19 protein-coding genes are annotated in these 21,662 nt (G+C 47.5%); 6 read left to right on the forward strand and 13 right to left on the reverse strand.

What is annotated here, in order from left to right; all coding sequences use genetic code 11:
- The first annotated feature begins 9 nt into the window (after positions 1 to 9).
- Positions 10 to 2,061, forward strand: a complete 2,052-nt coding sequence (gene ccsA, locus DW947_RS13180) for a cytochrome c biogenesis protein CcsA (RefSeq protein ID WP_117962653.1) — start codon at positions 10 to 12, stop codon at positions 2,059 to 2,061.
- Positions 2,062 to 2,492: 431 nt separating this feature from the next.
- Here the strand turns inward: ccsA and DW947_RS13185 are convergent, their stop codons facing one another.
- Together DW947_RS13185 and DW947_RS13190 are read right to left on the reverse strand one after the other, a co-directional pair.
- Complete coding sequence (locus tag DW947_RS13185) at positions 2,493 to 3,107, reverse strand: response regulator transcription factor (protein ID WP_005823789.1); 615 nt, start codon at positions 3,105 to 3,107, stop codon at positions 2,493 to 2,495.
- Complete coding sequence (locus DW947_RS13190) at positions 3,097 to 3,801, reverse strand: hemerythrin domain-containing protein (protein WP_005835338.1); 705 nt, start codon at positions 3,799 to 3,801, stop codon at positions 3,097 to 3,099. Before DW947_RS13190 ends, DW947_RS13185 begins: the two co-directional genes overlap by 11 nt.
- Positions 3,802 to 4,011: 210 nt before the next feature.
- On the opposite strand from DW947_RS13190, the gene DW947_RS13195 reads away from it, so the two are divergent.
- The 5 genes from DW947_RS13195 (at position 4,012) to DW947_RS13215 (ending at position 10,518) form a co-directional block, all read left to right on the forward strand.
- Positions 4,012 to 4,374 carry a BlaI/MecI/CopY family transcriptional regulator gene (locus DW947_RS13195; protein ID WP_005823785.1) on the forward strand — a complete coding sequence of 121 codons (363 nt, stop codon included), beginning with the start codon at positions 4,012 to 4,014 and terminating at the stop codon, positions 4,372 to 4,374.
- 29 nt (positions 4,375 to 4,403) lie between these two features.
- Complete coding sequence (locus DW947_RS13200) at positions 4,404 to 6,269, forward strand: TlpA family protein disulfide reductase (RefSeq protein WP_005835342.1); 1,866 nt, start codon at positions 4,404 to 4,406, stop codon at positions 6,267 to 6,269.
- Positions 6,270 to 6,312: 43 nt separating this feature from the next.
- Positions 6,313 to 8,394: a M56 family metallopeptidase gene (locus tag DW947_RS13205; protein WP_117958574.1), complete on the forward strand. Its 2,082-nt coding sequence runs from the start codon at positions 6,313 to 6,315 to the stop codon at positions 8,392 to 8,394.
- A gap of 12 nt (positions 8,395 to 8,406) precedes the next feature.
- Complete coding sequence (locus DW947_RS13210; RefSeq protein ID WP_087332957.1) at positions 8,407 to 9,177, forward strand: TlpA family protein disulfide reductase; 771 nt, start codon at positions 8,407 to 8,409, stop codon at positions 9,175 to 9,177.
- A gap of 102 nt (positions 9,178 to 9,279) precedes the next feature.
- Positions 9,280 to 10,518 carry a carcinine hydrolase/isopenicillin-N N-acyltransferase family protein gene (locus tag DW947_RS13215; RefSeq protein ID WP_117958573.1) on the forward strand — a complete coding sequence of 413 codons (1,239 nt, stop codon included), beginning with the start codon at positions 9,280 to 9,282 and terminating at the stop codon, positions 10,516 to 10,518.
- On the opposite strand, the gene miaA is transcribed toward DW947_RS13215, so the two are convergent.
- The 11 genes from miaA to DW947_RS13270 all read right to left on the reverse strand — a co-directional run bounded on the left by miaA (position 10,494) and on the right by DW947_RS13270 (position 21,661).
- Positions 10,494 to 11,399 (reverse strand): tRNA (adenosine(37)-N6)-dimethylallyltransferase MiaA, encoded by a 906-nt coding sequence (miaA, locus tag DW947_RS13220; protein WP_087333005.1) that lies wholly within the window; start codon positions 11,397 to 11,399, stop codon positions 10,494 to 10,496. The two genes, DW947_RS13215 and miaA, sit on opposite strands and share 25 nt — an antisense overlap.
- Positions 11,400 to 11,464: 65 nt before the next feature.
- Complete coding sequence (locus DW947_RS13225) at positions 11,465 to 12,019, reverse strand: IS1096 element passenger TnpR family protein (protein ID WP_057282010.1); 555 nt, start codon at positions 12,017 to 12,019, stop codon at positions 11,465 to 11,467.
- A 55-nt stretch (positions 12,020 to 12,074) separates the two neighbouring features.
- Positions 12,075 to 12,851 carry an acyl-ACP--UDP-N-acetylglucosamine O-acyltransferase gene (lpxA, locus tag DW947_RS13230; RefSeq protein WP_009037103.1) on the reverse strand — a complete coding sequence of 259 codons (777 nt, stop codon included), beginning with the start codon at positions 12,849 to 12,851 and terminating at the stop codon, positions 12,075 to 12,077.
- Between the two features lie 137 nt (positions 12,852 to 12,988).
- On the reverse strand, positions 12,989 to 14,374 hold the full coding sequence (locus DW947_RS13235; RefSeq protein ID WP_005823709.1) for a bifunctional UDP-3-O-[3-hydroxymyristoyl] N-acetylglucosamine deacetylase/3-hydroxyacyl-ACP dehydratase: 1,386 nt from the start codon (positions 14,372 to 14,374) through the stop codon (positions 12,989 to 12,991).
- 3 nt (positions 14,375 to 14,377) lie between these two features.
- Positions 14,378 to 15,418 (reverse strand): UDP-3-O-(3-hydroxymyristoyl)glucosamine N-acyltransferase, encoded by a 1,041-nt coding sequence (gene lpxD, locus DW947_RS13240; RefSeq protein WP_005823705.1) that lies wholly within the window; start codon positions 15,416 to 15,418, stop codon positions 14,378 to 14,380.
- A gap of 84 nt (positions 15,419 to 15,502) precedes the next feature.
- Positions 15,503 to 16,729, reverse strand: a complete 1,227-nt coding sequence (locus tag DW947_RS13245) for an HD domain-containing protein (protein ID WP_005835351.1) — start codon at positions 16,727 to 16,729, stop codon at positions 15,503 to 15,505.
- Between the two features lie 6 nt (positions 16,730 to 16,735).
- Positions 16,736 to 17,566 carry an orotidine-5'-phosphate decarboxylase gene (pyrF, locus tag DW947_RS13250; protein ID WP_005835353.1) on the reverse strand — a complete coding sequence of 277 codons (831 nt, stop codon included), beginning with the start codon at positions 17,564 to 17,566 and terminating at the stop codon, positions 16,736 to 16,738.
- 34 nt (positions 17,567 to 17,600) lie between these two features.
- Entirely contained in the window at positions 17,601 to 18,713 is a 1,113-nt protein-coding gene (gene prfA / locus DW947_RS13255; RefSeq protein WP_057282011.1) for a peptide chain release factor 1, read from the reverse strand.
- A gap of 4 nt (positions 18,714 to 18,717) precedes the next feature.
- On the reverse strand, positions 18,718 to 19,887 hold the full coding sequence (locus tag DW947_RS13260; RefSeq protein WP_005835357.1) for an AIR synthase-related protein: 1,170 nt from the start codon (positions 19,885 to 19,887) through the stop codon (positions 18,718 to 18,720).
- Positions 19,888 to 19,999: 112 nt separating this feature from the next.
- Entirely contained in the window at positions 20,000 to 20,581 is a 582-nt protein-coding gene (locus DW947_RS13265; RefSeq protein WP_005835359.1) for a LemA family protein, read from the reverse strand.
- 171 nt (positions 20,582 to 20,752) lie between these two features.
- A complete protein-coding gene (locus tag DW947_RS13270; RefSeq protein WP_117962655.1) occupies positions 20,753 to 21,661 on the reverse strand; it encodes a TPM domain-containing protein in 909 nt (302 codons plus the stop codon).
- Between the last annotated feature and the right edge of the window lies 1 nt (position 21,662).

A 21,662-nucleotide genomic window follows, 5' to 3' on the forward strand; every position in this document is an offset into this window, starting at 1 on the left:
AGCTCTTAATTGAAAAAGTTTCTCATAGCTGTTTATGGTTGTTTGCTGCTCTTACTTGCTGCAACTACGTTTGTAGAGCAGACATACAGTACGGATTTTGTAGAAAAGCATGTTTATCATACGATTTGGTTCTGTTGTTTGTGGGGAGCCCTTGCTGCGATGACTGTTGTTGTGCTTGTAAGACAGCGGTTGTGGCGGCGTCTCCCGACGTTGTTGTTGCATGGCTCCTTCCTCGTGATTTTGGCGGGAGCCATGACTACGTTTCTTTGTGGCCGAAAAGGATATGTGCATCTTACTGTCGGCAGTGAGGTGAACTGCTTTTTGGAACAAGACGGCAGGCAGGTTGTAGAGTTACCGTTCACCTTACGTCTGGACAGTTTCCGGATTGAGTACTATCCGGGTACGGATGCTCCTGCAGATTATATCAGCTATATTCACGGTGAGACGCCCGTCTCCATGAACCGTATTCTTTCACGGCAGGGGTTCCGCTTTTATCAGTCTTCCTTTGATGAGGATATGCAGGGGAGCTGGCTGACAGTGAATTATGACCCGTGGGGGATAGGGGTTACCTATAGTGGATACTTCTTGTTAGGTGTCTCCATGCTCTGGATGCTGGTCAGCCGGGGTGGAGAGTTCCGCAGGCTGCTGAGGCATCCGTTGTTGAAGAAGGGAGGAATGTTTGTTCTATTGTTGCTGTGTCTGGGAAGTGGGGTACATGCGCAGAAGAGAAGCCTTCCGGCACTGGCACGCAAGCAGGCGGATAGTCTCGCCCGTAAGCAGGTGATTTATAATGACCGTGTGGTTCCTTTCAATACCCTTGCGCGCGATTTTGTACTGAAACTGACGGGAAAACCGTCTTATGGAGGCATGACGCCGGAGCAGGTGATTGGTGGATGGCTTCTGCGTCCGGAAGTTTGGCAGAATGAGCCGATGATTTATATCAAAAACGAGGCACTCCGTCGCCTGCTTCATTTGGAGATACCCTATGCATGTCTGGCTGATTTGTTCGACGGTGAGAAGTATCGCTTGCAGAAGTTCTGGAAGGGGAAGCAAGACCATCATCAGAAAATGACTTCTCTGGAAAAGGCCATTGTAGAGGCGGATGAAAAGGTGGGACTGATTTTGATGCTCCAAAATGGTACATTGATTCGTCCTTTGCCGGAAGACGGGAGTGTGGAGCCTGTTTCCGATACTAAAATACAAGCCGAATTGCTGTATAACCGTATTCCTTTCAGCAAATTGCTGTTCATGTTCAACCTTACGGTGGGGATGCTGGCTTTCTTCCGTCTGCTGTATCGCGGCCTGCGCCGTTCGTCGGCATTGTCAGACTCTTCCGGTAGGATTGTAGCGCTCTCTTTCTCTTCGCGTTTGGCAGATACTTTTTTCCCGTTTTCTCTTTATGCGGCGTTTCTCTTTCAGCTCTTCGGGTATGGCCTGAGGTGGTACATCGGTGGGCGAATACCGTTGGGCAACGGATACGAAACGATGCAGTTCATGGCATTGTGTGCGCTGTTCCTGGCTTGTCTGTTTCGGCGGCGCTTCCCGTTTATGGTGCCTTTCGGTTTTTTGCTGTCCGGTTTTGCCTTACTGGTGTCCTATTTGGGACAGATGAATCCCCAAATCACTCCCTTGATACCCGTGCTCGTTTCTCCGTGGCTCAGTACGCATGTGTCGTTGATAATGATGTCTTATGCTTTGTTTGCCTTTATGATGCTGAACGGCATACTGGCATTGTGTCTTCGCCGTTCAGCTCGGATGTTGATGCTGCTCAGCCGATTGCTGCTTTATCCCGCCGTTTTCTTTTTGGGAGCCGGCATTTTTCTGGGTGCGGTTTGGGCCAATGCTTCTTGGGGGCGTTATTGGGCTTGGGACCCGAAGGAAGTATGGGCGCTGATTACCTTTATGGTTTATGGAGCGGCGTTCCATGCGCGCAGCCTGCGCATTTTCCGCAGTCCGTTATTCTTCCATATCTATATGGTTGCCGCCTTTCTGACAGTCCTGATGACCTATTTCGGGGTGAACTACATCCTTGGAGGAATGCACAGCTATGCCAATGCCTGATTTGTGGGTGGTTCTACCTATTTATGATGACTGACTTGTTTTATTATACCTAATTTAAGTGATTGCGTACTGTCTGCCGATGCCTTATCTTTGCAACATCAGATTTGAATGAATTAGTTAGTCATAATTACGTAACCACTTTTATGAAGATAAAAGGATCCCCGCTTCCCGATGTGATATCGTGAAGCGGGGATTTGTGTATGGCGTGACGGATACTGTGGGTAAGGTTGGATAAGGATACTTGTGGGGCATAAAGAGTCATAGGATGGGGAGGGATGACATAGGGGATGAGCTTTGTCTTCAGGCACAAGATAAACCTTAATCAATAGGCAGAGGGCTTTTCCCGTATGGAGGAGCATACTTTTGCAAGGGATTCATCCGGTTTTTCCCTATAGGCCGCAGCGGGTAGGGAAACGGTTGCCGGAAGAATCTTATAGAGAGTCCTTGATGTCGCTCAATTCTACCAGCTTGTTGACAATAGCGTAGATGGTGAGCCCTGCCGGAGAATGTATCTGCAGTTTGCGTGCAATGTTACGGCGATGGGTAATGACAGTATGGATGGAGAGGTAGAGTTTGTCGGCGATGGCTTTGTTGGTCATGCCCTTCACAACGCAGGTGATGATTTCCTTTTCGCGCTGGCTCAGGGTTTCTTGTTCGCTGTCTTTTTCTTCTTCCTCCTCGGTGTGTAGCAAGTGGTTGATTTTGGAGGCGATGACATCTACGTCATCGCACATGGCGAAGTTCTCGTCATATTCCTTCAATATGTTGTTGTCGATGACGGAGCATACCATAGCAATGTACTTGATACCGGATTTTCCGTGTTCTGCCTTGAAGGCGGGCAGGTCGAACCAGCCACCGAAAGTGGGGTTGATGATGATAATGTCTGCCGGATGCATGTGAATGTAGTTTTGCAGCGATTCCGGAGAAGAAACTTCAATAGGGTGTGCATTCAAGTTGGGAATACGCTTCAAAACAGCCGTCAGACCACTCCGGATGATGACCGAAGTTTCTGCAATGACAATCTTCAAAGAAGTATTATTGTTCATTTTTCAGTTTCCTTTCTATTTGCGCTACGGCGGGAACAAACATATAATCTTCTACCTGGCAGTGGGTGGCAAGGTCTTGTTCGCAGTTGAATATATCGAACAAGACCGCATTCAGGAGATTGTTGTTCTCCTTTTCCGGGTAGTATTTGATGATGATGTTCTTCAGCTCTTTCAGTTTGGTGTCTATCTGATTATGTTTGCTGGCAAAAGTGGCGATGTTGTATTCGTCCGATAGTCTGCCTTGGAGCAATTGCTCTACATAGGTGAATACGGCCTGGTTTTCATATTCCATGTGGCGGCGTACCTCCTTGGCATATTCATCGAAGAACTTCAGGATGAGGTAGGCTACATCGTTTGTACTGGAACAATCGATGGCTTCGATGAGTTTGCGGCGGATGGCCGGCAGGTTGAAGTCGAGGAAATACGTGTGGGCACGCTTCAGATAATCCATAAGGGCGGGAATGGAAAAGTCACTTTCATTGCCGCTGTAAGAGTATTGTTCTTCGCTGATAAAGTTGGCTACGGCGAGGAATGTGGGGCAATCTACGCCTTGCGCTTCGCAGACGTCCTTCACGCTCTTGTCTCCGAATCCTAATGACAGTCCGAAGCGGCTCATCACCATTAATAAGGAGTAATTGTCACAGATGAGGTCACTCATCTTGTCCGTGGAGCGGTACTTATGTTGCTCATTCATTGTATGTTATTGTTTTTAATTCTTTAATTCGTGCGCAAAGTAACGGCTTTTATCCGAGAACTGCAATCGCTATTAGTAGGTATTTTGCTTGTCGGGAGATGGTTGGAGAGTGGTGTTTGCCGGATAAACTAAAAGCTTTAGTTTTATTTAACGAGAGAAATTAGTTTTTGAACTAAATAATTTAGTTATTTGCAGAAAACAAAGAATGTTATGAAAGGATTGACTGCAAAAGAAGAAGAAATCATGGGCTTTTTCTGGGAAAAAGGACCCTTGTTTGTGAAGGAAATGCTGGCATTCTATGAAGAGCCGAAACCCCATTTCAATACTTTGTCCACCATTGTGAGGGGATTGGAGGATAAGGGATTCCTGAGCCATCATACATATGGTAACACCTATCAGTATTATGCGGTGGTCAGCGAGGAGGATTTTCGCAAGCGGACACTGAAGAACGTTATCAGTAAATATTTCAATAATTCCTACCTCAGCGCAGTGTCGTCTTTGGTGAAGGAAGAGGATATATCCTTGGAAGAATTGAAGCAGTTGATACAAGACGTGGAAAAGGGAAGGGACTGAGATTGTTGAGACTCTAATAACTCTGGCTTATGAAAAATATCGGATTGGTTTGTTTGCTGCTGGTAAGTATTTGCTGCGGATTGCAGGCAAAGAAAATCGTAGAGGTACCCTATTTCATGGCATGCAATACGCGTAGCATTGAAGTGGAGCAAGTGACGCTTGGAAAAGATACGACCTGGCTGGCGGTAAGGCTTTATGGTATGCAGGGCGATAAGGTCAGGATTGATTCGACAGCTGTGTTGCGGGCATCCGGAAAGGATTACGGATATTTGGGAAATACCGGTTTTGCCAGGGATGAGTGGACGCATATTCCCGCTTCCGGTGAAATGGCTGCTGTTTTGAAGTTTAGTCCGCTTCCGATGGATACTGAGAGCTTTGATTTCGTAGAGATGCCGGGTAGTGATGAAGGATGGATAATTTATGGTATACAGCTCAACGGAGAGAAACCTCGGGTGGATATTCCCGAACGTTTGCGGAATAAGAAACCGGATGAGGTTTTGCCATTGCCCGGACCGGAACTGAATGTGGGAAAGACTGTCATAAAGGGGCGGATATTGGGGTATAAACCAGAGTATGGAGTGACGTTACGCTACTATGACTCGCCTTGGTTCTTCATGTATTTCACCGGTAAGGACTTGAAGATAGCGGAGGATGGCACGTTCCGCTATGAGACGGAGGTGCTGTTGCCGAGCGGTGCTACGCTGTGGATATCCCGTTCGAAAATAGAATTGTTTCTCGTTCCGGGTGGAGAACTGGATGTCACAATCAATCTGCCTGAAATATTCTATTCGCAAAGCCGTCTTTTAAGCCGGAAAAGGGATGGTGTAACGGATAGCCGTGTTTGGTTTGAAGGAGACTATGCCGGTCTGAATACCGAGTTGCTGCGGTTCGGTGAAATGAAAAGCTTATCGGGAACTGATGATTTTTATGCAGATATTTGTGGGATGACTCCGCAGGCATATAAAAAGTATCTGTTCAGGCATTATGAAGATGTGCAAAAGAAACTTGTAAAAAACAAGGATATGAGCCAGGCTTGCCGTACTTATATCCGGGCAAATCTGGATATGAATCTGTTCAGCCTTATCTATAATTACAAGAGTAACCTTAGTTATGCCCCGATGTTTTCGGGCAGGAAGGGGGTGAAAAGGGCGGACATGACGGTGGACAGTACCTCATACTTCAAGGAAATACTGCAACTGGATATTCTGCATACCCCCGAACAGAAATATTACAATTATTATACGGACTTTGTGAAGACCGCTACCGGAAATTTCCGGGATAAGTTTGTGCAAGACCCTCTTTGGCCGGACATGCTTCTTGCCGGGCGTGCTTCCCGTAATCTGAGCAAGTACATGCCTTTGACTGAGGAAGAGCGTCGGACGGTGGACAGCATCGCTTCTCCCGACCTCAGGCAATTGTTCCTGATGAGAAACGGGAGGATTGAAGCCGAACTGAAATCAGAGTTGGAAGCTACTAAGGGAAAGACCGGATATAAGATTGTTGAGGTGGAAAAGGAGGTAGCGGCAGACAGTTTGTTGCAGGTCATTACTCGTCCTTATCGTGGCAAGATGGTACTGGTGGATATGTGGAACACCTGGTGTGGTCCTTGTATGCGGGCCATGAAAAGCCTGAAACCGTTGAAAGAGGAGCTGAAAGAGGTGGTTTATCTATATATTGTCGACGAAACATCTCCTGAAGGAAAATGGAAAGTAATGATACCGGATATACCCGGTATTCACTGTCGCATTAGCAATGAGCAAAGTACGGCATTGGCAAAGCTGTACGAATATCCGGGTATCCCGACCTATTTCGTCGTGAACCGTGAAGGAGATATTTCCTACAAAGCAACCGGATTTCCCGGAGTGGAGATGCTACGGAATGAACTGACCAAGTAACTGTAAATAGTAAATCGTAAATCCCTAAATAGTAAATAATACCATGGGTCTGTTTTTTGTTTATATACTCAAATCTTCTGTTTGCCTGGCGATATTCTATTTGTTTTATCGCTTGTTGCTGGCACGCGAGACGTTTCATCGTTTCAACCGTTTTTCATTGTTGGGCATTTTGCTGTTGTCCTGCCTATTGCCTTTGGTAGAGGTAAGTGTGAAGCAGGAGACGGAAGTGCACCAGACGATGCTGACATTGGAGCAGTTGCTGATGATGGCGGATGCAGTGAATGCCACTGAGGCCGGAGCAAGGACTGAAACGGCAACAGTCACCTGGATACAAGTGGCGCTGCTTGTCTATCTGGCAGGAATCGTTTTCTTTGCCTTCCGCAACGTATATTCGTTGGTACGGTTACTGATGTTGCTGAAATCGGGTAAAAAAGAGGATATCGGCAGCTACTTACCGGGCAGGAAAGAGCGCGTTACTTTGATTGTACACAACTGTGACATCGCTCCGTTCAGTTGGATGGGATATATTGTCATTTCACGGAAAGACTTGGAGGAGAACGGACGGGAAATCCTTATCCACGAGCTTGCCCATATCCATAACCGCCATTCCTGGGACTTGCTGGTGGCTGATGTCTGCATTTTCTTTCAGTGGTTCAATCCGGCATCATGGCTCCTGAAGCAGGAATTGCAGAATATCCATGAGTTTGAAGCGGATGAAACGGTGATAAAGGAGGGTGTGGATGCAAAACAGTATCAACTATTATTAATAAAAAAAGCTGTCGGCACAAGGCTCTACTCTATGGCCAACAGCTTTAATCACAGTAAACTTAAAAAACGTATCACTATGATGTTAAAAGAAAAATCAAGCCCGTGGGCACGTTTGAAGTATCTTTATGTACTTCCGGTAGCTGCCATTGCAGTGACAGCTTTTGCCCGTCCCGAAGTCTCCGATAAAGTGGAGAAGATTTCAAGCGTCAAAGTTAACGATTTGGCTGCAATTGTAGAAACAAAAGTGGCGGAAAGTGCAGGTGACACTACGAAGCCTGCCGATGTGAAGTATGTACCGGCGGAAGTCCGCAAGCGGTTGAAGGGAACTCTGGTCTTCGAGGTGGCAGAGGAGATGCCGGAATTTCCTGGAGGTGGAATGAGTGCTCTTATGAGTTATCTGAAAGACAATATGCGCTATCCGGCATCTGCCAAAGAGAAAGGTACGCAAGGGCGTGTGACTGTCCAATTTGTGGTGGATAAAGATGGAAGTATCAAGGAACCGAAACTTCTCCGTTCTGTAGATAAGGATATGGATGCTGAAGCGTTGCGTTTGATAAGTAATATGCCGAAGTGGAAACCAGGGAGACAGAAGGGGCAGCCGGTGGCGGTGAAATATACGGTTCCGGTGATGTTCAGTTTGGATGATGACAAACTTGAGAAAACTTCTTCTGCCAATGGTATTACAGTTGAAGGATATGCAGGTAATGGGAAAGAACCACTGTATATTGTGGATGGAAAAGAGGTGACGCCATCTGTCATGAGTGCATTGGATCCTAATAAGATAGAGCGTGTAACGGTTTTGAAAGATAAATCTGCCACGGAATTATATGGAGAAAAGGGAAAGAATGGTGTTCTTTTGATAACCTTGAAACAAGGAACTCCAGGTATAGTTATCCGTCGGGATAAAGAGGTGACAGAGAACGCTAAAGTACAGCATAACGGTAGTCTTGATTTAACGAAGACTATTTATATTGATGGAGAAAAGGTTGATTTGGGTACTAAAACTATCGATGATTTAATACCTGCGGAGAATATTGAGAGCATTGAGGTGAAGAAAGAGGCAGGTGGAAAAGGTGAGATTTACATTGCTACTAAAAAAACTAAAGCTGTAGAAAAGACTTCCGTTCAAGGTAATATGAAAGTGGAAGGCAAAGTGGTGGATGAGCAGGGCGAGCCTATTATTGGTGCGGCTGTTCTGATAGAAGGTACCACTACGGGAAGCGTTACCGATGTCAATGGTAATTTTGTCCTTTCTGTACCTTCTAAGGATGCTGTATTGGTTGCTTCGTATATAGGCATGGCTACCGGCAAAGTGAAGGCACGACCCAAGCTTACGATTACACTAAAAAATGAATAGTCTCTAACAACTATGATAAAGAAAATTCTCTCTTTGTTTCTAATTCTGATAGCTGTGGGGGCAGGGCTTTGCTCTGCCCAGACAGCCGGTAAGAAATATTATTTGGTGGACGGGCTTTTCTTCGAAGGCATGCCGCCTTGTGTGAGTTCGGACAATGTGGCAACCTTCATTACACATGAGGACGGCGTGGGACACGAGGTTACGGAACTCCGTTTGCGCAAAGGCTTTGCGCTGCCTGAGGATGTAAGAAAATACGCCACTCCTGCCGAAGAGGTCCTTGGTGCGGAAGCCTTCTTGATGAGTTACCGCGGAGGGATGGGGAAGAAATGGCCGATAAGCGGTGCCGTGCAGACTTTGAAGAAGGAAGAATGGATAGGGAAGGCTTTCCCGGATTTTAAAGTGAAAGATACGGAAGGGAAGGAGTGGAGCAATACCGATGTGACGGGACGTCCTATGGTCCTGAACTTCTGGTATACCGGCTGTGGTCCTTGTATCCGTGAAATGCCGGAGCTGAACAAATGGATGGAAGTCTATCCTGATGTAACCTATCTTGCTACGACTTTTGACAGTGCTGCACAAATAAAGAAAATTGTAGAGAGCCGTCCTTTTCTCTTTACCCAGATAGCCGATGACTTGTTTTTCTTCGAGACCTTTCATGTGAGCGGTATGCCGGTCACTATACTGGTGGATAAGAAAGGCATTATCCGCCATATAGAACAAGGTACTGGAACTGCGAAACTTCGGTATATGCAGGATAAGTTGCAGAAACTTGTCAGCGAATAATTCTTTCTTGATGAATAGGGGATAAGGATTTCAGAGGATTTCTTTTGCTCTTTCACAGATTATCATACCTTTGCGAATATAAATCTAAGGAAGGGGAAGGTTATGATAAAACATCTTTTTTTAATATTGGGACTGCTTGCGGCACTCACTGCTGAGCCGGTTCTGGCTTGTACATCTGCCGTCGTTTCTGGAAAGGTTACTCCTGACGGCCGTCCGTTGCTATGGAAAAACCGTGATACGGACTATCTGCGAAATCATGTTGCTTATATAAAAGGGGAGAAGTATAACTTCATTGCCGATGTGAATAGTGCTAACTTTCCTGCCTTGAAAGAGGCATGGATGGGTACAAACTCCGTTGGTTTTGCCTTGATGAACACCCAATCCTACAATCTGGTGGAAGTGAAAGATGGGGAAGAACGGGGGGCAGCCAACGGGAGGATTATCTACCGTGCTTTGGAGGTTTGTGCCACGGTGGAGGACTTCTGCCATTTTCTTGATACCATCACCAAGCCCAGCCTGATAGAAGCCAATTTTGGCGTGATTGATGCCAAAGGCGGTGCCGCCATGTTTGAGGTGGATTACTATAAATATACGATGTATGATGCCAATGATCCGAAGGATGCTCCTTACGGTTACATTGCCCGTACGAACTTTTCTTTTGCCGGTGAGGTGAACCGGGGAGCGGGTTATGTACGCTATATGGAGGCAGACCGGGTACTGATGAGAGCTTCTGCAATGGGGGGAATTACGCCACAGGGTATCTTCAATGATCTTTCACGTTCGTTTCGCAATGGCATGCTCGATATTGATTTGAGGAGCGGGAAGTTTAATCGCCCGCAAGGTTCCGGTTGGTTTGTCGACCAGGATTTTATTCCCCGTAACAGCACTTCTTGTTCCATTGTGGTGCAGGGCGTAAAACCGGGTGAGAAGGCGGAACTTACTACGATGTGGACAATGCTGGGATATCCTCCTACGGGCATTGCCGTGCCACTTTGGGTGAAGGATGCGGATAAATTTCTGCTTTCGATGGTATGTTGGGACAAGGCGTGTGCTGCCGCTCCGCTCAGTGATTGGTCACTCCGGCTTTCCAATAATGTCTTCTGTTACAATCAGGGGATGGGAACCAATCGTTATCTGAATTGGGAAAAACTGTACAATATGGAGAATAACGGCTATATGCAACAGCTTGTTCCGGTGGAGGCGGAGGTGTTTCGCCGTACATGCCCATTGTTGGACAGTTGGAGACAGCAAGGAAGCATTGATTCTCAAGAAATGCAGAAGCTTTATCAAGATGTGGAAGCACTTGTCCGAAAGGCTTATACGCCTTTGATGGAGCAATGACAGTATTCCAGTATTTCCCTTTCCTGCTCCGGGTGGAACCAGCGGATTTCCTCGTCCCGTTTGAACCAGGTCATTTGCTTACGGGAATAGATGCGTGAGTTCTGCTTTATCTTCTCAATGGCAAAGGGTAATGTCCATTCGCCGTCCAGGTACTTGAATATTTCTTTGTAGCCTACTGTATTCAGGGAATTTAGACTTTTATGCGGATAGACCATGCGCGCTTCTTCCACCAAACCCTCTTCCACCATTTGGTCCACCCGGCAGTTGATGCGTTCATAAAGCTCTTCCCGGTCACGCGTTAATCCTATTTTGATAATACGGAAGGGGCGTTCTTTCTTTTGTTGGGTGCGGAAGGAAGTGTAGGTCTTGCCCGTCATATAGCAGATTTCCAAAGCATGGACTACGCGTTTTGGGTTTTTCAAATCTACTATTTTGTAATATTCCGGGTCCAACAGCTTAAGTTCCGCACAAAGTCTTTCCAGACCTTCTGTTTCGTATTTGTGCAGCATGAGCTGGCGTGTATCGGCATCTACGGTCGGAATGTCGTCAATGCCTTTACAGACTGCATCTACATACATCATTGAGCCTCCGGTCAGCAGTATGGTGTTATGCTTTGTAAACAAGTCTTCCAGCAGCTTCATCACTTCCGCTTCGTATTGGGCGGCACTGTAATAGTCTGTCAGCTTTAGGGTACCGACGAAGTGATGCTGTACCCGTTGCAGCTGCTCCGGTGTAGGGGCAGCCGTGCCTATCTTTAAATCTGCATAGAGTTGTCTCGAATCGGCCGAGACGATACAAGTATGGAAATGTTCTGCCAATCGGAGGCTTAATTCTGTTTTGCCTACTCCGGTGGGGCCGATAAGTACGATTAGGGTGTGCATGCGGGTATAAAATTCAGGCGCGAACCATAACAATCCGCGCCTTTCTGAAGGGGAATAATGTCTGTTTAATATTTTTCTTCTTCGAAGGAGTTCCCGGCTTCGTCCAAACCGCCGAAACCCTCTTTGTCGAAATCTTCCATATCGAAGTCTTGGTCGCCGTAAAAGTTTTCGTCCAAATCCAGGGAACCGCCGGCAGCTGCCATTTCTTCAAAGTCAACGGTCTGCTTGGGAGCTTCACCCGCTTTCTTGGTGCATTTGGCGCCTTTCATTTCTTTTCCGGTAATGATTTCAGAAAGCTCGATGAAGAAGCAGCGTTCAGTCATATAATCGAATACATAGAGAAGTTTCTGCTTCTCGTCTTCAACCAGTTCGCTCAGCTGGGTCTCTTTCATCACCCAACTGTCCATTTCCGGATTGTCGTCCATTTCTTCCAGCGTAATTTCTTTCTCTTTTTCCCAGTCATCATCGCAAATGAAGAAAGAAGTCATCTGGTCGTTGGTGTAGCCTGCCGACTTTAGAATCGCTTCATGGAAGTCATAAAAGGTAGCTTCCGGGTCTATCTGTATTTCTCTGACAAAATCGTCCACCTCATCAGAGATGATTGTAAATCTGTAGATCATGATGATTTATAATTTATGATTTCTGACTTCTGATTTTGTGTAAATCATACGTTTTTCATTTTCCTGCGGGGATAATGCCGCGGGCTGATTCACGTATAAAGTTTACGATATAGCTTATTTCCGGTGTCATTTCCATTTCATCCTCGATTTTCTTCAAGGCATCCGTATTGTTCAGACCGCCTTGATAGATAATACGATAGGCATCATGGATTTTCTCGATGGTCTCGTTGGAGAAGCCACGGCGGCGTAACCCTACCACATTGATTCCCGCATAGCAGATAGGCTCGCGTCCGGCAATGATGTACGGCGGGATGTCCTTGCTGAAACGGCAGCCGCCCTGTATCATACCATAACCGCCCACATGGCAGAATTGGTGCATCAGTACATTGGCGCTGATGATGGAATAATCGTCGATGACAATTTCACCCGCCATTTTTGTAGAGTTGCCAATGATACAGCCGTTGCCTATCAGGGCATCGTGCGCCACGTGCACACTTTCCATTAGGAGATTGTTATTGCCGACGATGGTTCTGCCTTTGGCAGCTGTACCGCGGTTGACAGTTACGTTTTCACGTATGATATTGTTGTCTCCGATTTCAGCAGTGCTTTCCTCCCCTCTGAACTTTAAATCCTGGGGAATGGCACCGATAACGGCTCCCGGGAAAATGGTGTTTCCATTACCGATGCGTGCACCGTACAGAATGTTGGCGTTTGCCATAATCTTGTTGTTATCACCGATTACCACATTCTTGTCAATGAAAACAAAAGGAGCAATCTCTACGTTTTCCCCGATTTTAGCTTCGGGATGAATATACGCTAAGGGACTTATCATATTATTTACGATTTAGCTATTTACGATTTACGATTGAGAATACTTGCGATTTACTGTATATACGATTTTATCCGAATGTGATAATTCTCACGAGTAATTTGAATCGTAAATCGTAAATAGTCTAATCGTAAATTTTATTATTTGTTCTTAACTATTTGTGCCATAAACTCTGCTTCGCAGACCACCTTTTCGCCTACGAACACATAACCTTTCATGGTGGAGATGCCGCGGCGTATGGGGGCCATCAGCTCTACACGGAAGATGAGCGTGTCTCCCGGTACCACTTTCTGGCGGAATTTCACACCGTCAATCTTCATGAAGTAGGTGGAGTAACGTTCCGGTTCGTCCACTGAATTCAGTACAAGCAAACCTCCCGTCTGTGCCATTGCCTCTATCTGCAACACACCGGGCATTACGGGTTCCTGCGGGAAGTGTCCCTGAAAGAAAGGTTCGTTGGAAGTTACGTTCTTGACACCTACAATGTAGTTGGCACCTATTTCTATGACTTTGTCCACCAATTGCATCGGGTAACGGTGAGGCAGAAGTTCGCGGATGCGGTTTACATCCATAATCGGTTCGCGGTTGCAGTCGTAGGTAGGGGCTTGTATTTCGTGCAAACGGATTTCCTTGCGCATCTGGCGGGCGAACTTATTGTTGATAGTGTGTCCCGGGCGGGTAGCGATGATACGGCCCTTGATGGGCTTGCCTATCAAGGCCAGGTCACCGATGACATCAAGTAACTTGTGGCGGGCGCATTCATTGGGCCACACCAAAGGTTTGTGGTTGATATATCCCAATTGTTTGGCGTCCATATGAGGAACACCCATCACGTCGGCCAGCTTGTCATAGTTCTCCTGGGACATTTCGCGTTCGTAAATAACAATCGCATTGTCAAGGTCGCCGCCCTTGATAAGACCGGCTTGCAGCAACGGCTCAATTTCGCGTACAAACACGAAAGTACGGCTTGCGGCGATTTCATCCTTGAACTTCGTCATGTCCTCCAGCGTTGCAAACTGGTTGGGGAGGATGTTGGAATCGTATGATACCAATACATTCAAGCTGAAGTTCTCGTCCGGCAACACGATGATGGAAGAGCCGGTTGTTTCGTCACGGAATTCAATTTTGGACTTGATGATATAGAAATCTTTTACGGCATTTTGTTCTACAGTGCCTACGCGCTCTATTTCGTTGACATAATATTGGGCGCTTCCGTCCAGAATGGGAAATTCCGGTCCGTTTACCTGTATCAAGCAGTTATCGATACCCAATGCATAGAGGGCTGCCATACCATGCTCCACTGTGCTCACCTTTACTCCGTTTTTGGAGATTACAGTTCCACGGGTAGTTTCGGATACGTTGTCTGCAACGGCATCGAAGGTAGGCTGTCCTTCCAAGTCGATACGTTGGATTTTGTATCCATGGTTATCCGGAGCAGGATTGAAAGTAACGGTTAGGTCAAGTCCCGTATGAAGACCTTTTCCACTAAGCGAAAAGCTATCTTTTAGAGTCTTTTGTTTTAACATTGGTTACTTATTTAATAGTTGTTTAAGTTCATTCAATTCTTTGCGGAGCTGGCGCAGTTCCACTTGCATTTCCGGCAAACTTCTTTGTGCGATGGATGCCTTGAAATATTGTTTCAGCTCCATAGGAGGGGTACCGATAAGCTGGCTACCGTCCTTTATGCTACTGGGAACACCAGACTGTGCGCCAAGGTTCACTTTGTTGCCAATATGAATATGACCTGCAATGCCTACCTGCCCGCCGAACATGCACCATTCTCCTATCTTGGTAGAACCTGCTACACCTACTTGCGCCGCCATTACGGTGTGGGAGCCTATTTCATCATTGTGTGCCACCTGAATCAAATTATCCAGTTTCACACCGCTATGTACGATGGTGGCTCCCATAGTAGCACGGTCCACACACGTGTTGGCACCGATTTCCACATGGTCTTCCAGGATAGTGATACCTATTTGCGGTATTTTTTCATAGCCCTCGGAAGTGGGGGCGAAGCCGAAACCGTCTGCACCGATAACGCAACCGGAGTGCAGGATGCAGTGGTTTCCTACCCGGCAATCGTGGTAGATGGTGGAGTTAGCGTAAATAATACAGTCATTGCCCACTTTGGCACCGCTGCCAATCGTGACGTGCGGATGAATGACCGTATTGTCTCCCACCTCTGCGTATTCGCCAATGCAGGCAAAAGGCGCAATGTAAACATCCTTGCCAATTTTAGCTGTCTCGGCAACAAAGGCCAGAGAGTCAATTCCCACCCGCTTTGGCTTGCTTTGCTCATAAAGATTTAGCAATTTAGCAAGACTTTCATACGCATTGTCCACTTTAATCAGGGTGGCTTTCACTTCTTGTTCCGGAACAAAGTCCTTGTTTACCAGAACAATGCTTGATTGGGTTTCGTATATGTAGGGGGTATATTTGGGGTTGGATAGAAAGGAGATGGCTCCCGGTATTCCCTCTTCGATTTTCGCAAAGGTGTGAACGGTAGCATTCTCGTCTCCAACAATTTCTCCTTGGATAAATGTTGCAATTTGTTTAGCAGAGAACTCCATGTCTTATTCTTGTTAGATGGTTTCAAAACGCAAATAACGGACTTTTTTTTTATATTTCCTTGTCCTGAGGTGAATATTTTATACTTATCTATGCAAACGTTGGTAGCATAAGTAGTACTTTTTTACTTTCTTGGACAGAAGAGAGATATTGAGCATATCCGATGCTTCGGCAATATTCTTGATGCTGCCGTCGTTGTAGAGGATGTCAATACTGTCATCTGCCTCGTCGTACATATTCTTCTCGATGCTGGGGGTAGAGATGAAATATCTCGCTTCGGAGAGAGGGATGTTCAGTTGTTCACTGATTTGCAAAGTTAGTTCTTTTTTCCGTTCCTCACTAATAGGTTCGGTAGAAATCTCGACTTTGAAGATGTTTCGGTTAATCATGCCGGCGCTCAAGGTGGACAAAACCTTGTCCGAATGGCGGCTCCATACCTTGAGGGCAGTCCAGATGTCATTATCGTCCAACTGAATGAAATTCTCCAAACATTCGGGATTGTTGTAGAATGCCTCCCGGCTGATGTCGTTGTATAGAAAGAATTTCAAGGCGGGTGAGGCAAAGAGGTCTATGCCGCGGCTTGCCAGTTCCTTGGCGCGGAGCAGGGTGCTAATCAGCATTTTCTCGTAGGCAACGGAGGTTTTGTGCAGATAGACTTGCCAGTACATCAGGCGGCGGGCGGTGAGGAAGTTCTCAATAGAATAGATGCCTTTGGACTCTACTACCAGGTGGTCATCCTTTACATCCAGCATCTTGATAATGCGGGCGGAGCCAATGTTGCCTTCGGTCACTCCGGTATAGAAGCTGTCGCGGCGCAGGTAGTCCAGGCGGTCCATATCCAGTTGCCCGCTTACCAGTTGGTGCAGGAAGCGCTTGGGGTATTCATCCTTGAAAATTTGAATGGCGAGTGTCAACTGTCCGTTCATTTCCTTGTTGATACGTTCCATCAGCATCAAGGAGATGTCTTCGTGGGAGACGCCCTGCACGATGGTATTTTCCAGTACGTGGGAGAAGGGGCCGTGGCCGATGTCGTGCATCAGGATAGCGGCTTCCACAGCTTCGGCTTCGCTGTCGAAGATAAAGTTTCCTTTGGTGGCAAGTTGCTGGATGGCCTCACTCATCAGGTAGAAGGCTCCCAAAGAGTGTTGGAACCGTGTATGCTGCGCACCGGGATATACGACAGAGGACAACCCCAGTTGCTTGATACGGTTTAGACGTTGCAAAAGAGGATGTCGTACAACATCGTACAACAACCCCTTTGGTATGTTGATGAACCCGAAGACAGGGTCGTTGATAATCTTTCTTTCGAACATTAAGCGTTAGTCGTTAATCACTTTTTTCAACTCTTCCGCCATCTGTGCCTGCACTTCTTGGGCTGCTTTTCGGCTGGCGGCGGCGAAGTTCTCTGTCTTGTCCACGTAGATGATGCCACGGCTGGAGTTGACAATCAGGCCGCAAGTCTTGTTCATGCCATACTTGCAGACTTCTTCCAGGGAGCCGCCTTGTGCGCCTACGCCGGGAACCAATAGGAAGTGTTCGGGAACAATCTTGCGGATATCTTCGAAGGCGCGGCCTTGTGTGGCGCCTACTACGTACATCATCTGTTCGTCACTGGCCCACTCCTGGGATTTGCGGAGCACTTTTTCGAAGAGGCGTTCGCCGTTGGTGTCTTCCGTCAGCTGGAAGTCGTGCGAGCCTTTGTTGCTGGTCAACGCAAGCAGGATTACCCATTTGCCTTCGTACGTAAGGAACGGGGTCACACTGTCTTCGCCCATGTAGGGAGCTACGGTTACGGAATCTATATCCAGCTCTTCGAAGAAGGTACGGGCATACATGGCAGAGGTGTTCCCGATGTCACCGCGTTTGGCGTCGGCGATGATGAATTGGTCGGGATAGTTCTGCTTGATGTAGTTTACGGTTTTCTCGAAAGCTATCCAGCCTTTCACGCCCATGCTCTCATAAAATGCCAGATTGGGCTTGTAGGCGATGCAGAGGTCGGCAGTTGCGTCGATGATGGCTTTGTTGAAAGCGAATATAGGGTCTTCCTCTTTCAGAAGATGTTCGGGTATTTTCTTGATGTCGGTGTCAAGACCTACGCAAAGGAATGACTTCTTGCGCTTGATGTTCTCGAATAATTGCTGTTTGTTCATATTATTTTTTAGTTACGGGTTACTTATCACTGCCTTACAGTTCGCTCTCTTTCAGTCTTTCTGCATTTTCCGCCACAATCAGGTGGTCGATGCAGTCTTGGATGTCTCCGTCCATGAAGGCGGCGAGATTGTAGATGGTGTAGTTGATGCGGTGGTCCGTGATGCGTCCTTGCGGATAGTTGTAGGTGCGTATCTTGGCGGAGCGGTCGCCAGTGCTGACCATCGTCTTACGCTTGGAGGCGATGTCGTCGATGTACTTCTGGTGTTCCTTATCGTAGATGAAGGTACGCAAGCGCGAGAGGGCGCGTTCCTTGTTCTTGGGCTGGTCGCGCGTCTCGGTACATTCGATGAGGATTTCTTCGACTATGCCTGTGTTGGGATTCTTCCAGTTGTAGCGCAGGCGCACGCCGGATTCCACCTTGTTCACGTTCTGACCGCCGGCACCACCGCTTCGGAAGGTGTCCCACTTGATTTCACCTTCGTTGATAACTACGTCGAACTCTTCGGCTTCGGGAAGCACGGCTACGCTGGCGGCTGAGGTGTGTACCCGTCCTTGCGTTTCTGTGGCCGGTACGCGCTGCACGCGGTGCACGCCCGATTCATATTTCAGTGTGCCGTATACATTGTCGCCCGTCACGGAGCAGACAATTTCCTTGAAACCGCCGGCTGCACCTTCGTTGGCGCTGGATATCTCCATTTTCCATCCCTTGGATTCGCAATACTTGGTGTACATGCGGAAGAGGTCGCCGGCAAAGATTGCCGCTTCGTCACCACCCGTGCCGCCACGAATTTCGAGGATGGCATTACGGCCATCCTGCGGGTCGGTGGGGACGAGCAGCAGCTTTATCTGCTCTTCCAGTTCCGGTTGGCGGGCTTGGCAGGCATCCAGCTCTTCGCGTGCCATTTCCCGCATCTCCTGGTCTGTTTCGTTGGCGATAATTTCTTTGGCTTCTTCTATGCCGCCCAGTACTTGCATGTACTCTTTGCGGGCATTCATCAGGTCGCCCAGTTCTTTATATTCTTTGGTGAGCTTGACGTAACGCTTCTGGTCCGCAATCACTGCCGGGTCTGTAATCAAGGTCGACACTTCTTCGAAGCGGGCGACAAGCCCTTCCAGCTTTTCGAGTATGGTATTGTTGTCTGCCATATATTTAATACTTGAACTCTCCGAATTCGCTCTTGATAATCAGTTCTTTCTTGTCGCTTTCTTCCACGCGGCCTACAATCTGTGCATCGATGTTGAAACTCTTCGAAATAGCAATCACCTCTTCTGCATGTTCGGGAGAGAGGTACACTTCCAGGCGATGCCCCATATTGAACACCTTGTACATTTCGCTCCAGTCCGTATCGCTCTGCTCCTTGATGGTCTTGAACAACGGTGGAACGGGGAAGAGATTGTCTTTGATGACACGGCAGTTGTCTCCCACAAAGTGCAGTACCTTGGTTTGTGCGCCGCCCGAGCAGTGTACCATACCGTGGATTTGGGGACGGAGCGCATCGAGCAGCTTCTTAACTACCGGTGCGTAGGTGCGGGTGGGGGAAAGTACCAGCTTTCCTGCATCCAGCGGACTGTCTTCGACACTGTCTGTCAGTTTTAGCTTGCCACTGTATACCAGCTCTTCGGGTACAGCCTTGTCATAGCTTTCAGGGTATTTCTCTGCCAGGTATTTGGAGAATACATCGTGGCGTGCGCTGGTCAGTCCGTTACTGCCCATACCGCCATTGTATTCTTTCTCATAAGTAGCCTTTCCGTAAGATGCCAGACCTACAATCACATCGCCCGGACGGATATTGGCATTGTCTATAACATCTGAGCGCTTCATGCGGCAGGTCACTGTCGAGTCTACGATAATGGTACGTACAAGGTCGCCCACGTCGGCTGTTTCGCCACCGGTGGCATAAACGCCTACTCCCATTTCGCGGAGTTCGGCAAGCAGTTCATCCGTACCGTTGATGATGGCTGAGATTACTTCGCCGGGGATGAGCAGTTTATTACGTCCGATGGTAGAGGATACCAGAATGTTGTCTACCGCACCCACACAAAGCAGGTCGTCGATGTTCATAATCAGTGCATCTTGTGCAATGCCTTTCCACACACCCAGGTCGCCGGTTTCCTTCCAGTACATATAGGCAAGACTGGACTTGGTGCCTGCTCCATCGGCATGCATAATGTTGCAATACTCCGGGTCACCGCCCAAAATGTCGGGGATAATTTTGCAGAAAGCCTGCGGGAAAATACCTTTGTCGATATTCTTGATGGCGTTGTGCACATCTTCCTTTGATGCGCTGACGCCTCGCATCATGTATCGTTGATTACTCATGAGATAATAGGTTTGTTCAATTGAATGTGCAAAGATACATCTAATCTTCTACAACACAAAGCGAGGCACAAAGTTTCTCGCCTTTGTGCCTCGCTATAGAGTTGTGTATTTATCAGAATTGTACCTGGGGAGCTTGTTCCGCTCCTTCTGCCGCTTCGAAATAAGCTCGTTTCTCAAAACCGAAGAGACCGGCAAGGATATTCTTGGGGAAACGGCGAATGGCTGTATTGAAGTTCTTGGCTGCATTGTTGAAGTTGGTACGTGCTACGTTGATACGGTTTTCCGTACCTTCCAGCTGTGCCTGCAGTTCCAGGAAATTCTGATTTGCTTTCAAGTCCGGATAGTTTTCTGTGATGGCAAGCAATTTACCGAGGGCGGAAGTCACCGCACCTTGTGCTTTCTGATATTCAGCCAGCTTTTCCGGAGTAAGGTCTGCAGCATCCACTTTGATTTGAGTGGCTTTGCTGCGGGCTTCTACTACACCTTCCAGTGTTTCCTTCTCGTGCGTGGCATATCCTTTCACGGTATTCACCAAGTTCGGAATCAGGTCGGCACGGCGTTGGTATTGGGTTTCTACGTTCGACCATTGTCCGCTGACATTTTCGTCCATGGTTACGAGTCCGTTATAGCCAGTTACCCCCCAAATGGCGAGAAGAGCTATAACAACGATAATGATAATGGTTGATTTCTTCATACTTTTCATTTTTAGGCCTCACCTCCGATTCCTCTCCGATAGAGAGAGGGGAGGAGGGGAAGGCAGTTATTAATCATTTAATTATATTCTATGTAAACGTTTTATTTTCTTCCAGTATCCTCGAAGGTGTGTCAAAACGGTTGATGGCACACAGATGACACATCCTCGGCGTTAGAACCGGGAACCGGCTCCACCGCCACCTCCCATACCGCCTCCGAAGCTACCACCGCTGAAGCCTCCTCCGCCACTTCCGCCGAAGAGACCTCCACCACCGAAGATGACCGGACCACCTCCGCCTCCTCCCCGGTAATTTTCATCGTATGACTGCTGGCGGCGCACTACTTTATGTCCGCAATTGCGGCAGGTGTAGGTCACATCTTCCGTTTTCACTCCATTGCGGCGTGAGATGAGTATGCTGCTGCTACGTTGCAATTTATGTTGTCCGCAGTTGGGGCATTTGTTGGCAGCGCGTTGGGCAAGGATGCCTATAATAGATGCCACTGCGAGGAAACCGATAAGCCCCAGTAGGATACCTCCTACGGAGAGATCATCCTCCTCTTCCGTGTCATTCACCATAGTGCCGTCAAGACGTGAACAGACTGCCTTTACACCCGCTACCATTCCAGCATCCCAATTACCGTCTTTCAGATAGGGAATCATGTTTTTGGTCTGTATACGTTTGCAGATGGCATCAGGAAGGTCCCCTTCTAAACCGTATCCCGTATAAAACTGGATGCAGCGTTGGTCGGTTACCAGCAGAATGACCAAACCGTTGTTTTTTTCTTTTTTCCCTACTCCCCATTCATTGAGCAGCTGATGTGAGAAATCAAAACAGTCTTCTTGTCCGATGGAGGGAACAACGGCAACTACCGTTTCAATACCAGTCTGCTGCTCCAATGCATAGAGCATACGGTCTATATTGTCACATGCCTCCGTTGATAGGATTCCGGCTGGGTTGCACACATAGCGTGTCTTGTCCTGAAGGTGTACTTTAGGAATATTCTTAGTGGTGTAGACTTCTTGTGCCTGCAAGGATAAGAGCAGGCATAAGAAGGATGCTATAGAAATAAATCGTCTCATA

The sequence above is a fragment of the Bacteroides sp. AM44-19 genome (assembly GCF_003603395.1).
Classification (GTDB): domain Bacteria; phylum Bacteroidota; class Bacteroidia; order Bacteroidales; family Bacteroidaceae; genus Bacteroides; species Bacteroides uniformis.

What these genes read in the sequence shown, in the direction of transcription:
- DW947_RS13185 (WP_005823789.1), bottom strand. Translation starts at nt 3,107, where the DNA reads ATGAACAATAATACTTCTTTGAAGATTGTCATTGCAGAAACTTCGGTC.
- DW947_RS13190 (WP_005835338.1), bottom strand. Translation starts at nt 3,801, where the DNA reads ATGAATGAGCAACATAAGTACCGCTCCACGGACAAGATGAGTGACCTC.
- DW947_RS13195 (WP_005823785.1), top strand. Translation starts at nt 4,012, where the DNA reads ATGAAAGGATTGACTGCAAAAGAAGAAGAAATCATGGGCTTTTTCTGG.
- DW947_RS13200 (WP_005835342.1), top strand. Translation starts at nt 4,404, where the DNA reads ATGAAAAATATCGGATTGGTTTGTTTGCTGCTGGTAAGTATTTGCTGC.
- DW947_RS13205 (WP_117958574.1), top strand. Translation starts at nt 6,313, where the DNA reads ATGGGTCTGTTTTTTGTTTATATACTCAAATCTTCTGTTTGCCTGGCG.
- DW947_RS13210 (WP_087332957.1), top strand. Translation starts at nt 8,407, where the DNA reads ATGATAAAGAAAATTCTCTCTTTGTTTCTAATTCTGATAGCTGTGGGG.
- DW947_RS13215 (WP_117958573.1), top strand. Translation starts at nt 9,280, where the DNA reads ATGATAAAACATCTTTTTTTAATATTGGGACTGCTTGCGGCACTCACT.
- miaA (WP_087333005.1), bottom strand. Translation starts at nt 11,399, where the DNA reads ATGCACACCCTAATCGTACTTATCGGCCCCACCGGAGTAGGCAAAACA.
- DW947_RS13225 (WP_057282010.1), bottom strand. Translation starts at nt 12,019, where the DNA reads ATGATCTACAGATTTACAATCATCTCTGATGAGGTGGACGATTTTGTC.
- lpxA (WP_009037103.1), bottom strand. Translation starts at nt 12,851, where the DNA reads ATGATAAGTCCCTTAGCGTATATTCATCCCGAAGCTAAAATCGGGGAA.
- DW947_RS13235 (WP_005823709.1), bottom strand. Translation starts at nt 14,374, where the DNA reads ATGTTAAAACAAAAGACTCTAAAAGATAGCTTTTCGCTTAGTGGAAAA.
- lpxD (WP_005823705.1), bottom strand. Translation starts at nt 15,418, where the DNA reads ATGGAGTTCTCTGCTAAACAAATTGCAACATTTATCCAAGGAGAAATT.
- DW947_RS13245 (WP_005835351.1), bottom strand. Translation starts at nt 16,729, where the DNA reads ATGTTCGAAAGAAAGATTATCAACGACCCTGTCTTCGGGTTCATCAAC.
- pyrF (WP_005835353.1), bottom strand. Translation starts at nt 17,566, where the DNA reads ATGAACAAACAGCAATTATTCGAGAACATCAAGCGCAAGAAGTCATTC.
- prfA (WP_057282011.1), bottom strand. Translation starts at nt 18,713, where the DNA reads ATGGCAGACAACAATACCATACTCGAAAAGCTGGAAGGGCTTGTCGCC.
- DW947_RS13260 (WP_005835357.1), bottom strand. Translation starts at nt 19,887, where the DNA reads ATGAGTAATCAACGATACATGATGCGAGGCGTCAGCGCATCAAAGGAA.
- DW947_RS13265 (WP_005835359.1), bottom strand. Translation starts at nt 20,581, where the DNA reads ATGAAGAAATCAACCATTATCATTATCGTTGTTATAGCTCTTCTCGCC.
- DW947_RS13270 (WP_117962655.1), bottom strand. Translation starts at nt 21,661, where the DNA reads ATGAGACGATTTATTTCTATAGCATCCTTCTTATGCCTGCTCTTATCC.